The sequence below is a fragment of the Microvirga sp. CF3016 genome (genome assembly GCF_036314085.1).
Lineage (GTDB): Bacteria > Pseudomonadota > Alphaproteobacteria > Rhizobiales > Beijerinckiaceae > Microvirga.
In genome coordinates, this window is record NZ_JAYGGM010000006.1 from 160,732 (window position 1) to 173,566 (window position 12,835).

General features: G+C 66.2%; 9 protein-coding genes. 4 read left to right on the forward strand and 5 right to left on the reverse strand.

The annotated features are described in order from the left end of the window. The first annotated feature begins 12 nt into the window (after positions 1–12). The gene (locus tag VB672_RS10975; RefSeq protein ID WP_329784226.1) at positions 13–390 is read left to right on the forward strand and encodes a methylglyoxal synthase; all 378 of its coding nucleotides are present in this window, start codon (positions 13–15) and stop codon (positions 388–390) included. A gap of 2 nt (positions 391–392) precedes the next feature. Then, positions 393–899, forward strand: a complete 507-nt coding sequence (locus VB672_RS10980; RefSeq protein ID WP_329784227.1) for a GNAT family N-acetyltransferase — start codon at positions 393–395, stop codon at positions 897–899. A 14-nt stretch (positions 900–913) separates the two neighbouring features. Here the strand turns inward: VB672_RS10980 and hrpB are convergent, their stop codons facing one another. From hrpB to VB672_RS10995, 3 genes are all read right to left on the reverse strand, one after another. After that, on the reverse strand, positions 914–3,379 hold the full coding sequence (gene hrpB, locus VB672_RS10985) for an ATP-dependent helicase HrpB (RefSeq protein WP_329784228.1): 2,466 nt from the start codon (positions 3,377–3,379) through the stop codon (positions 914–916). A 42-nt stretch (positions 3,380–3,421) separates the two neighbouring features. After that, positions 3,422–4,033 (reverse strand): HAD family hydrolase, encoded by a 612-nt coding sequence (locus tag VB672_RS10990; protein WP_329784229.1) that lies wholly within the window; start codon positions 4,031–4,033, stop codon positions 3,422–3,424. Positions 4,034–4,225: 192 nt separating this feature from the next. After that, a complete protein-coding gene (locus VB672_RS10995) occupies positions 4,226–6,517 on the reverse strand; it encodes an NADP-dependent malic enzyme (protein WP_329784230.1) in 2,292 nt (763 codons plus the stop codon). A gap of 149 nt (positions 6,518–6,666) precedes the next feature. Here VB672_RS10995 and mutS point away from each other — a divergent pair, with 149 nt between their 5' ends. Next, on the forward strand, positions 6,667–9,393 hold the full coding sequence (mutS, locus tag VB672_RS11000; RefSeq protein WP_329784231.1) for a DNA mismatch repair protein MutS: 2,727 nt from the start codon (positions 6,667–6,669) through the stop codon (positions 9,391–9,393). Positions 9,394–9,403: 10 nt separating this feature from the next. On the opposite strand, the gene VB672_RS11005 is transcribed toward mutS, so the two are convergent. Then, positions 9,404–9,856 (reverse strand): response regulator, encoded by a 453-nt coding sequence (locus tag VB672_RS11005; RefSeq protein ID WP_442931987.1) that lies wholly within the window; start codon positions 9,854–9,856, stop codon positions 9,404–9,406. After that, complete coding sequence (locus VB672_RS11010; RefSeq protein WP_329784233.1) at positions 9,849–10,943, reverse strand: sensor histidine kinase; 1,095 nt, start codon at positions 10,941–10,943, stop codon at positions 9,849–9,851. The genes VB672_RS11005 and VB672_RS11010 overlap by 8 nt, the downstream gene beginning before the upstream one ends. A 286-nt stretch (positions 10,944–11,229) precedes the next feature. Between VB672_RS11010 and VB672_RS11015 the strand changes: the two genes are divergently transcribed. Continuing rightward, on the forward strand, positions 11,230–12,768 hold the full coding sequence (locus VB672_RS11015; RefSeq protein ID WP_329784234.1) for a YifB family Mg chelatase-like AAA ATPase: 1,539 nt from the start codon (positions 11,230–11,232) through the stop codon (positions 12,766–12,768). Positions 12,769–12,835 lie beyond the last annotated feature (67 nt).

Sequence of the window (12,835 nt, forward strand, 5' to 3'; positions counted from 1 at the left end):
CTGTCTCACCCCATGAAGCAATTGACGCTTGCGCTCGTGGCCCACGACGCCAAGAAGGACGACATGGCAGACTTCGTGGCCATGTATGAAGACGACATTCGCCCCTTCGCCCTCTTTGCCACCGGCACCACCGGCGGACGCGTGATGGAGCGCTGCCCGTCCCTGTCCGTCACCCGGCTCAAAAGCGGCCCTCTCGGCGGCGATCAGCAGATCGGCGCGATGATCGCCGAGGGAAAGATCGACGCGCTCTTCTTCTTCGTCGATCCGCTCTCCCCGCACCCGCACGACGTGGACGTGAAGGCCCTGATGCGCCTGGCCCTGGTCTACAACATCCCCATGGCGCTCAATCCCGCCACGGCGGAACGGCTCATCGAGTCGTTCCGGGATTAGTCATGGTCATACGCCCGGAGATTGCCGAGGACATCCCCTCGATACGAGCGGTCACGGTCGCTGCATTCAAAGGTGCGCCCTACAGCAGCGGCACGGAGGCTGCCATCGTCGATGCGCTCCGGGATGCGGGCGCACTGACACTTTCTCTCGTCGCTGAGGACCACGGACGCATCATCGGCCACGTGGCGTTCTCGCCGATCACCATCAATGGTGAGGCCGGCCGCTGGTTCGGATTGGGGCCCGTCTCGGTCGAGCCTGGGGAACAGCGACGCGGGATCGGGCAAGCGCTCATTCGGGACGGACTTGAGCGCCTCCGAGCTGCCGGTGCGGAAGGCTGCGTGCTGCTTGGCGACCCGGCCTATTACCGGCGCTTCGGCTTCGTCAGCGACCCGAAGCTGCGCTACGGCGATGTGCCTCCGGAGTATTTCCAGCGCCTGAGTTTCAACGGCGCCGAGCCCGAAGGCGTGGCTGCCTACCATGCCGGCTTCGACGCGGGTCGACCGGACTAGACAGGAATTGAGCCTTACGTCCCGCGCGGCTTGGCGCGCCGCGTCGCCGGCGCGGTAAGCGGATCCTCCGGCCAGGGATGCTTGGGATACTGCCCGCGCATGTCGGCCCGTACCGCCGCCCAGGAGCCGCGCCAGAATCCCGGCAGATCGCGGGTGATCTGAATCGGACGCTGGGCTGGGGAAAGGAGGTGCAGGATGAGCGGCACGCGCCCGGCTGCGATGGTGGGATGCTTGTCGAGCCCGAACAGTTCCTGCACCCGCACGGCGAGAACAGGCCCCTCCTCCGCACCATAATCAACCGGAATCTGAGAACCGGTGGGCACCTCGACATGGGTCGGGGCCTCGGCATCGAGACGCCGCTGCAGGTTCCAGGGCAGCAGAGCGCGCAGGGCCTCGCTCAGCAGATCGGGACCGATATCGGTCAGGCCGCTTCGTCCCACGAGATGAGGCGCCAGCCATTCCCCGGCCGTCCGGTTCAAGGCTTCGTCGGACAGGTCCGGCCATTCCTCGCCCTCGGCCCTGCGCAGGAACATCACGCGCTCGCGCCATTGCGCAAGCGCCTTCGACCACGGCAGGGCCTCGAGCCCGAGGGACACGAGACCTTCGGCCAATGCCCGCGCGGCCTCCTCCGTGGCCGGAACTTTCAGGGGGCGCTCATTCAGGACCAAGGCCCCAAGGCGACGGACGCCGCGCGCCCGCAGCGCCTTGGCTTGCCGGTCGAAGACGATCTCGTCACGCTGCTCGATGGCCTCGCGGAACAGGCTGTCGATTTCGTCCGGCGTCAAAGCCGCGGCAGCCAGAATGCGCGCCGATGCGGCACCGCCGGCGATCTCGGCGATGGCGAGATAGGGCTCCTGCGCCAACCGTTCATGCGCTTCGAGCACGGCACCGCGGCCATTGGCCATGAGATATTCACCTGTCTTGCCCCGAGCCTTCGCAACCCGGTCAGGATAGGCCAGCGTCAGCAGCGCACCAAGGGAATGCGGCTCGCCGGCGGATGCAGGCTCACCGCCCTTGGCCCACCCGTCTGCCATGCGCCTCATGTCCTGAGCACGGCCCGAGCGGTCGCGCCGGAAGCGCTCGACGCGATCCGCGAGATCGACGACATCGCCCCCCAGACCGCGTTCGACGAGCACGGCCGCAAGATCGGCGGCTTCGCGGGCCTGTCCGCTTTCGCCCGCGGCCAGGATCATCCTGGCCAGACGCGGCGGCAGAGGCAGATCGCGCAGGCGTCGGCCCATATCCGTAATGCGCCCCTCCCCATTGAGGGCGCCGAGTTGCTGGAGGAGCGTTCGCGCTTCCTTCAGGGCCGGCGCGGGCGGCGGATCGAGGAAGGCCAGCGACGTTGGATCGGTGACGCCCCAGGCGGCGCAGTCGAGCAGCAGCGGCGCGAGATCGGCCGAGAGGATCTCGGGCCGCCCGAACGGCTCCAGCGCGCCGGTGGCAGCCTCCTCCCAGAGGCGGTAGCAGACGCCAGCCTCCGTACGGCCCGCTCGGCCCCGGCGCTGGTCGGCGGCCGCGCGGGAGACGCGCACGGTTTCGAGCCGCGTGAGGCCGATATTCGGCTCGTAGAGCGGTACCCGAGCGAGCCCTGAATCGATCACGACCCGCACGCCTTCGATGGTGAGCGAGGTCTCGGCAATGGAGGTGGCGAGCACCACCTTGCGACGCCCAGGCTTGGCCGGACTGACCGCGAGATCCTGCTCGCCGCGCTCCAGGGCGCCATAGAGGGGCGCGATGTCGACCGCGGGATCGCCGATGCGCTCGCGCAGCAGGGTCTCGACCCGGCGGATCTCCCCCTGCCCCGGCAGGAAGACCAGCAGGGAGCCGCTCTCGGCTCGCAGGGCGCGGGTGACCGCATCTGCCACCTGCTCCTCGATGCGTTTACTTGGATCGCGTCCGAGATAGCGCGTCTCGACCGGATAAGCGCGGCCCTCGGATTCGACGACGGGCGCCTCGCTCAAAAGCGTCGCCACGCGCGCGCCATCGAGCGTTGCGGACATGATCAGGAGGCGGAGATCCTCTCTCAAGCCCCCCTGAGCATCGAGAGCGAGCGCGAGGCCGAGATCCGCATCGAGGGAGCGCTCGTGAAATTCATCGAAGAGAACCGCCGCGACTCCGTCGAGAGACGGATCGTCCAGGATCATGCGGGCGAAGACGCCCTCGGTCACCACCTCGATCCGGGTCCGGCGGCTGATCTTGGATCCCAAGCGGACGCGCAAGCCCACGGTCTCTCCAACCGCCTCGCCCAGCGTCTGCGCCATGCGCGCTGCAGCCGCCCTCGCAGCCAGGCGTCGCGGCTCCAGCACGATGAGCTTTCCGCCATTCACCCAGGGCTCGTCGAGCAGCACCAGTGGCACTCGGGTGGTCTTGCCCGCGCCGGGAGGGGCAACGAGCACGGCGTTGGCGCGCGCGCGAAGGCTCGCCGTCAGATCCTCAAGGACGGCGTCGATAGGAAGGGAGGTGTCGAAAACCCGCATGCCGCCTGATGGCTCAAGCGGGCCGGGAGAGCAAGCCAGTCATCACACCGGAAAGCCATATCCCCGCAGCTCCGCGGCGAGATCGGTCCCCTCGACGCAGTGGATCGCATGCATGCCAACGGCGCGGGCAGCCTCCACGTTGGCCCCGGAATCGTCGATGAACACGCAATCGCCGGCGACAAGCCCATACCGGTCGAGCAGGAGGTGGTAGATGGCGGGGTCGGGCTTCAGGAGGCGCTCGTCGCCGGACACGATGATCCCGTCGAACCCGGCCAGGAACGGGAAGCGTTTTTGGGATCGGATGAACTTGGGGCCGGAGAAGTTCGTGATGCAGTAATTCGGCACACCGGCTTCCCGCAAACGCAGCAGCAGGGCGACACGATCCTCGAAGACGCCGGACACGGTCTCGTCCCAGCGCTCGTGGAAGGCGCGAATCTGGGTCTCGTGCTTCGGGTGATCCTTGACAAGAAGAGCCACGGCCTCGTCCCAATCGCGACCCCGGTCCTGCTCCACGTTCCAGTCATGGGTGCAGACATGGAAGAGGAACCACTCCATCTCCTCCTCGTCGTCGAAGATCCGGCGGTAGAGATTGCGCGGATCCCAGCGCAGCAGAACATTGCCGATATCGAACACGACTATTGTAGGCTGCCCCATGGTCCAGACACTTTCCTTCGGTCTTCTCGGGGTGTTTAGCCTGCCAGCGACACCTTCGCCACTCTCAAGTTTGACAGTCAGCCCCCGAAATCCGGACGACCGGACAGGCCAGATCTGAACCGAAGCCGAAGCTTGGCAGGCCCAGAAGCGGGCTCTCTCCACGACAGCATGGAATGAGCCCGCAAGCGGTCCTTACCCGCCAATATTGTAGGCCGCGAGCGCCGCCATGTTGACGATGTCGTTGTCGGTCGCGCCGAGGGAGACGATCTGCACCGGCTTGTCGAGGCCCACCACGAGCGGGCCCAGCACCATCGCACCGCCGAGCTCCTGCAGCATCTTGGTCGAGATCGACGCCGAATGGAACGCCGGCATGACGAGGACGTTCGCCGGTCCCGTGAGACGGCAGAACGGGTATTGCGCCATCACGTCCCGGTTGAGCGCCACGTCGGCGGACATCTCGCCGTCATATTCGAAATCGACCCGCATCCCGTCGAGGATCTCCACGGCCTCCTGGATCTTCTCCGCGCGCTCCGCCTTGGGATGACCGAAGGTGGAGAACGAGAGCAGCGCCACGCGCGGCTCATAGCCGAGACGGCGCGCCACACCGGCGGATTCGATGGCGATCTCAGCAAGCTCCTGGGCGCTCGGCATCTCGTGAATGGCCGTATCCGCCACCAGAACCGTGCGGCCACGGGCGAGACACAGGGAAACGCCGATGACGCGATGGCCGGGCTTGGCATCGATCACGTGGCGCACATCGGCAAGCGCCGTGGAGTAGTTGCGCGTCGCGCCCGTCACCATGGCGTCCGCGTCGCCCAGGGCCACCATGGAGGCGGCAAAGTGGTTGCGGTCCTGGTTGATCATGCGCTGGCAGTCGCGGAACAGATAGCCCTTGCGCTGCAGGCGCTCGTAGAGGAACTGCGCATAGGTCGCATTGCGGTGCGACAGGCGCGCGTTGTGGATCTCGATGCCCTCGCGGCCCTCGAGCTCGATGCCGGCCTGCATGGCCGTTTCCTGGATGCGATCCTCGCGGCCGACAAGAATGGCCTTGCCGAGCCCCTGGTTGACGAAGGACAGGGCGGCGCGGATCACCTGTTCCTCCTCGCCCTCGGCGAACACCACCCGCTTCGGGAACTTGCGCACACGCTCGAAGATGCGGTTGAGCGTGCCGGCCACCGGATCGCGCCGGGCGGAGAGCTGTGCCTTGTAGGACCGCATGTCGACGATGGGACGGCGCGCGACATCCGTATCCATGGCGGCCTTTGCCACGGCCATGGGAATCGTGTGGATCAGGCGCGGATCGAACGGCACGGGGATGATGTATTCGCGCCCGAAGCGCGGACGCGAGCCCTGATAGGCGGCCGCCACCTCGTCTGGGACATCCTCCCGGGCGAGTTCCGCCAGTGCCTGGGCGGCAGCAATCTTCATCTCCATGTTGATCGTCGTCGCCTGAACGTCGAGCGCTCCGCGGAAGATGTAAGGAAACCCGAGGACGTTGTTGACCTGGTTCGGGTAATCGGAGCGACCCGTGGCGATGATCACGTCGTCGCGGATGCGCGCTACTTCCTCAGGGGTGATTTCGGGGTCGGGATTGGCCATGGCGAAGATGATCGGATTGGGCGCCATGGAGCGGATCATCTCGTCCGTGAACGCGCCTTTGGCCGAGAGGCCGAACACCGCATCGGCACCGTTGAGCGCATCCGCCAGGGTGCGGGCGTTCGTCTCGGCCGCATGGGCTGATTTCCACTGGTTCATGCCCTCGGTGCGGCCCTTGTAGATCACGCCCTTGGTGTCGCAGAGAATGACGTTGTTGGGCGCAAAGCCCATGGCCTTCAGAAGCTCGGTGCAAGCGATGCCGGCGGCGCCAGCACCGTTCACCACGAGCCTGGTCTTCGCCATGTCGCGGCCGGTCAGATGCAGAGCGTTGATGAGACCTGCCGCCGCGATGATCGCCGTGCCGTGCTGATCGTCATGGAAAACCGGAATGTCCATCAATTCCCGCAGGCGCTCCTCGATGATGAAGCATTCCGGCGCCTTGATGTCCTCGAGATTGATGCCGCCGAAGGACGGGCCGAGATAGCGTACGCAGTTGATGAAGGCGTCCGCGTCCTCCGTGTCGACCTCGAGATCGATGGAATCCACGTCGGCGAAGCGCTTGAAGAGCACCGACTTGCCCTCCATCACCGGCTTCGACGCAAGGGCGCCGAGATTGCCGAGGCCGAGGATCGCGGTTCCGTTCGAAATCACCGCCACCATGTTGGAGCGGGTGGTGTAGTCGAAGGCGCAGGACGGATTTTCCGCGATGGCCAGCACAGGCACCGCGACGCCCGGCGAATAAGCGAGCGACAGATCGCGCTGGGTCGCCATGGGCTTGGTCGGAACGACCTCGAGCTTGCCAGGCCGTCCCTGGGCGTGGAACTGCAGCGCCTCCTGGTCGGTGAAGGTGGGGCGTTTGCTGCGGATCGGGCGCTGATCGTCGGTCATGAGATATGGTTTCTTTTGATCTGGGGCGTTTCCAAAGGGGGATGCGACCTTAAGGCATAGGAGGCAGCTTCCTCAAGACTTGTCCACATCCGCCCTTTGGACCCCATGACACGGATGAAAGGACGAGCCGGCTTTGCTACACAGGGCGGATGTCGTCCCAAGCCGCCTATAAGTCCACCGAGACCTCCCCGTCGAACCCCGCGCCGGCATCCGCGCCCGGGCAGGACAGCCGCGTCACCCCCATGATGGCGCAGTATATCGAGATCAAGGCGGCCAACCCGGACAGCCTGCTGTTCTACCGGATGGGCGACTTCTACGAACTGTTCTTCGAGGATGCGGAAATCGCCAGCCAGGCGCTCGGGATCGTGCTGACCAAGCGCGGCAAGCACCAGGGGCAGGACATTCCCATGTGCGGCGTGCCCGTGGAACGGGCGGACGATTATCTGCAACGACTGATCGGCCTCGGCCACCGGGTTGCGGTCTGCGAGCAGACCGAGGATCCGGCGGAGGCGAAGAAGCGGGGGGCCAAATCCGTCGTGCGGCGTGACGTGGTCCGCCTCGTTACCCCGGGGACGATCACCGAGGAGCGCCTGCTCGAGCCCGGACGGGCCAATTATCTGCTGGCAATCGCCCGCCGCCGCGCCTCGGACACCCAATGGTGCTACGGCCTTGCCGCCGTCGACATATCCACAGGCCATTTCGTCCTGAGCGAGACCGACGGGACAGGCCTTTCCGCCGAGATCGCCCGCTTCGAACCGCGCGAGATCCTGGTGCCGGACGTCATTCATGACGACCCCGAGCTCATGGGCTTCTGGCAGGAGACCCGCGCCTCCATTACGCCGCTCTCCCGCGACGGGCTCGACCCGGCCTCGGCTGAGCGCCGGCTGAAGGACTATTTCGGTGTCGCAACCCTCGATGCCTTCGGGGCCTTCAGCCCGGCCGAGATCACGGCGGCAGGCAGCGCGCTTTTCTATGTGGAGAAGACGCAGATCGACAGCCGCCCGGCGCTGAACCCGCCCGCCCGGGATACCTCCGGAGCGGCGCTCGCCATCGATGCAGCGACCCGGGCCAATCTGGAACTCACCCGCACCCTGTCCGGCGAGCGGGCGGGCAGCCTGCTTGCGACCATCGACTGCACGGTTACGCCGGGCGGCGCCCGGCTGCTCGCCGAGCGGCTCGCCGGCCCCCTCACCCATCCGGGGCAGATCCGCGACCGGCAGGATTCCGTCACGACTCTCGTCGAGAACAGCGACCTGCGCGACCGCCTGCGGCGCATTCTCAAGCGCTCGCCCGATCTGGCGCGGGCGCTCTCGCGCCTAAGCCTGGGCCGCGGCGGACCGCGGGATCTGGCCTGCGTGCGTGACGGCCTGTTCGCGGCCCGCGAACTCGGTCTCGAACTGGCGATCGCGCCCAATCTGCCGAGAGAGCTGTCGGAGGCCGCGCAGGTGCTCCAGGGCCTGCGCACGGACGTGGCAGACCGGCTTGCGGCGGCGCTTGCCGACGACCTGCCTCTGCTCAAGCGCGATGGCGGCTTCATCCGGGCAGGCTTCGATCCCACCCTCGACGAGCTGCGCGAGCTCCAGCAGGACTCCCGCCGCTTCATCGCCGCCCTCCAGGCGCGCTACGCCACCGAGACCGGCTGCCGGACCTTGCGCGTCAAGCACAACCACATGATCGGCTACTTCGTGGAGGTGCCGCAGAATGTGGGCGAGGACCTGCTGAAGGAGCCGTTCAAGGACACCTTCGTCCACCGCCAGACCATGGCGGGCGCCATGCGCTTCTCGACGGTGGAGCTGGGCGAGCTCGAATCGAAAATCGCGTCTGCGGCCGACCGGGCCCTGAAGATCGAACTCGCCCTGTTCGACGAGATGGTGCAGGCGCTGCTCGATCTCGCGGCCGATGTGGCAGCTGCCGCCGAGGCCATCGCGGTCATCGACGTGACCGCTTCTCTTGCCGATCTCGCCATGCGTCTCGACTGGACGAGGCCTGTCGTCGACACCAGCCTCGCCTTCACGATCAAGGGCGGCCGCCACCCGGTGGTCGAGGCGGCGCTCAAGCGCGAGGGCACTCCGTTCATCGCCAACGATTCGGATCTCTCAGGGAAGGACGCCGGCCACATTCTCCTGATCACCGGCCCGAACATGGGCGGCAAGTCCACCTATCTGCGCCAGAACGCGCTGATCGTAGTGCTGGCGCAGATGGGATCCTACGTTCCCGCGAAGGAGGCCCATATCGGCATCGTCGACCGGCTTTTCTCCCGCGTAGGCGCCGCCGACGATCTGGCACGAGGCCGCTCGACCTTTATGGTCGAGATGGTGGAAACGGCCGCGATCCTCAATCAGGCGACCTCGCACTCGCTCGTCATCCTCGACGAGATCGGCCGCGGCACCGCCACCTTCGACGGCCTCTCCATCGCCTGGGCGGCCATCGAGCACCTGCACGAGACAAACCGCTGCCGGGCACTGTTCGCCACCCACTTTCACGAGCTGACGGCGCTCGCCGAGCGGATGACGCGCATTTCCAACGCGACCCTGAAGGTGACCGAATGGAACGGCGAGGTGGTGTTCCTGCACGAGGTCGTGCCCGGTGCCGCCGACCGCTCCTATGGTCTCCAAGTCGCGCGCCTTGCAGGCCTGCCCACACCCGTCGTCGAGCGGGCGAAGACGATCTTGAGCGAGCTGGAAAAGTCGGATCGCGAGGCACCGAAGCGCGCGCTTCTCGACGACCTGCCACTCTTCGCTGTTCCAATTCGTGCCGAGCCCGCGCCGGCTCCGAAGCAGGATGCTTTGCGGGAGGCGCTCGATGCCTTGGATCCTGACGCGATGACGCCGCGAGAGGCGCTCGAGGCGCTCTACCGACTCAAGGCGCAGAGGTAGCCGGGAGCGACTAGGAAACCTGGGAGCTACGCTCGCGAGGGGCTGCGCCGAAAGGGACGAAGGTCACCGTCCGGGTGTCGTTAGGTTCGCGGTGTTGTCCTGCCATGACATAGCTCAAGGCTTCGCGGACGCCGCGTTCCGTATAGGGCTTGGCGATGACGCCCCAGGCTCCGGCGAAATCCTCCGGGACGCGCTTGGCATTGGCTGTCATGAACAGCACCGTGACCTGGTGCTGGGCGGCGAGATGGCGCGCTACGTCGACACCTGTCGGCCCGTCGGCCAGGTGAATATCGACAAAGGCGAGGTCGGGCTTGAGCTCCTGGCCGAGAGCAAGGGCGTCCTCGGAGGAGGCCGCGATCCCCACAACATCATGGCCCAGGTCCTGCAGCAGGCTTTCGAGTTCGAGCGCGATCAGGATCTCATCCTCGACGACGAGGATGCGCAACGGCTTCTCGCTACTCAAACTGAATCTCCTCCGCATCGACGGGCATCACGATCTCAGCGCGTGTACCTGGCTCGCGATCGTGCCAAGTCAACCGTCCCTTCAACTGATGGACCAACATGGTGATCAAGGTTTTCCCAAAGCTGCCTTCAGGCGCAGGTGAATGATCAAGGCCCACGCCGTCGTCCTCGACGGCAATTTTCAGACCGTTGTCGGTCCGTCCGATCTCGATCGTCAATCGTCCCTGCCGCCCGTGCGGAAAAGCATGCTTAACGGCATTGCCAATGACCTCGTTGAGCAGAAGAGCGAGGGCTGCCGCCTTGGGCGCCGGAATGCCGAGAGACTGGACCTGGAGATCGAGATCGACCTGCCCCTTCGGCAAGGTTGCGATCAGCTCCCCGGCGAGTTCGCAGGTAAATTCCTGCACGTTGAACCGGCTCGCATCCCCTGCTTCATAGAGCAACCGGTGCGCGGCCGAGAGCGCACTGACCCGCTCGGCAACCTCCTGCAGGGCCTTTCGCGCCTCCGGATCCTGGAGACGCCGCGCTTTCAGGAGAACCAGGGAGGCCGCCATCTGGAGAGAGTTCTTGGCCCGATGCTCGGCCTCATGGAGTAGCGTCGTCTTCCGCTCGAGCGCCGCCCGGAGATCCGCGGTTCGGCGCTCGATCTGCTCCTCCAAAGCCTGCTTCGTGCCGATGCGGTCTTGGGCGGCCGCATCGTTCAGGAGTACTGTGACGCACCGAAGCCGGCCTGCCTCATCATGGACGGGCGACAGGGCGAACGAGCTCCAGAACGAGGATCCGTCCTTCCGGCGGCCAAGAAACTCGGTTTCGAAAGCCTCCCCGCGACGCAGGGCGGTCTCGATCGCGGTCGAGGAACCCGAACTCGCGCCAGGGGCCTGAAGAAGCCTCCAGCTTGTGCCGAGCACCTCGTCACGGGAATAGCCGGTCAGGTCGAAGAACGCCTGATTGGCAAAAGTAATCGGGGCCTGACCCTGGGGATCGACCATCAGGACAGGGGACCGCAGGGATTGGAAGGCAGCCCTGAAGGAAGCCTCCGCAAGATCCGAAGTCCATTCAGACGGTGAACAGTGGGATTCGGCCAGCATCACGATCTCTGAACGCCGCTCACAATCCGATGGACCACCCGTATTGTCCCGATCGAGAAGTGAATCTGCCCCAGGTCATGAGCTGCCCCATCGATGATAGACCCCTTGCGCCTGCGCGGATTTTTCCAAGATGCGGCTCGCAGCGCAGTGGGACTCAACGCGACGGTGGCAGGAGGGTTCCGTAATCTGTTCATCAAGTCGCATCTCCCCGCCGAATAGTTATTGCAACACTATCGCGTTTCGAAATGTCGCGTTAAAACTGGATCTCCGGAGGAGATTCAGTCGAATGGTCACGCGCGTTTCCACTGTTGCGTTCGAGGGAATCGAGGCGCGTGCCGTCGACGTGCAGGTTCAGATCGCGCCCGGCGCCGTCGTCTTCATGATCGTCGGCCTGCCCGACAAGGCGGTGGCGGAATCCCGCGAGCGGGTTCGCTCCGCCCTGATCGCTTCGGGCCTCGCCCTTCCGGCGAAGCGCATCACGGTCAACCTCGCGCCCGCCGATCTGCCGAAAGAAGGCAGCCATTACGACCTGCCGATCGCGCTCGGCGTCATGGCCGCTATCGGGGCCATACCGACCGATGCCCTCAACGGCTTCACCGTGCTCGGGGAACTCGCCCTCGACGGCTCCATCACGGCGGTGGCCGGCGCCTTGCCGGCCGCCATGGCGGCCTATGAGCGCGAGCACGGGCTGATCTGTCCCGAGGCCTGCGGGTCGGAGGCCGCTTGGGCCGGCAGCGACATCGAGATCCTGGCGCCGCGCTCCCTGATCCAGCTCGCCAATCACTTCAAGGGCACCCAGGTGATGGCGCGGCCGGAACCGGCCATCATGCCGGCCTCGGGCTCCTTGCCGGACCTGCGCGACATCAAGGGACAGGAAAGCGCGAAACGCACCCTCGAGATCGCGGCAGCCGGCTCGCACAACCTCCTCATGAACGGTCCTCCCGGCGCCGGCAAATCCATGCTCGCCCAGCGCTTGCCGTCGATCCTGCCGCCGCTCTCGCCGCGGGAATTGCTGGAGGTCTCGATGATCCAGTCGGTCGCGGGCCTCCTGGCCGATGGCGCGCTCTCCAACCGCCGCCCGTTCCGAGCCCCGCACCACTCCGCGTCCATGGCGGCACTGGTCGGCGGTGGGCTCAATGCCCGTCCAGGTGAGGCCTCATTGGCGCATCACGGCGTGCTTTTCCTGGACGAGCTTCCGGAATTCCAGCCTCAGGTTCTCGACTCCCTGCGCCAACCCTTGGAGGCCGGAGAAATCCTGATCGCCAGGGCCAATCATCGCGTCACCTATCCGGCCCGGTTCCAGCTCGTCGCCGCCATGAATCCTTGCCGCTGCGGCCAGGCCACCGAGCCGGGCTATGTCTGCCGGCGCCAGCCGAACGAGCGCTGCATTGCGCAGTATCAGGCGCGCCTGTCGGGCCCGCTTCTCGACCGCATCGATCTCGCCATCGATGTTCCGGCAGTCACGGCCGCCGACCTCATCCTGCCGCCGCCCGTGGAGGGATCGGCCGAGGTGGCGGCCCGCGTCGCCCGGGCCCGCGAACGTCAGGCCAAGCGCTACGCGGCTTTGAACCTGGAGGGCGTGACCACCAATGCGGCCTGCCCGCCGGCGCTCCTGGAGGAGGTGGCGCAACCCGACCCGGATGGCCTGACCCTCATCCGCGACGCCGCCAACGCCATGCGCCTGTCGGCCCGCGGCTTCCATCGCGTGCTGAAGGTGGGACGCACCCTCGCCGACCTCGACGGAGAGGACCGCGTCCGGCGGATTCATGTGGCCGAGGCCCTGTCCTATCGCGCCCATATGGATCGGCGCCCGGCGGCCGCGTAGGAGCGAGCCATGACGCTCTCATGGCTTCTTGCGGAAGGCCACGACGCTCTCGATATTTTCCCGCGGG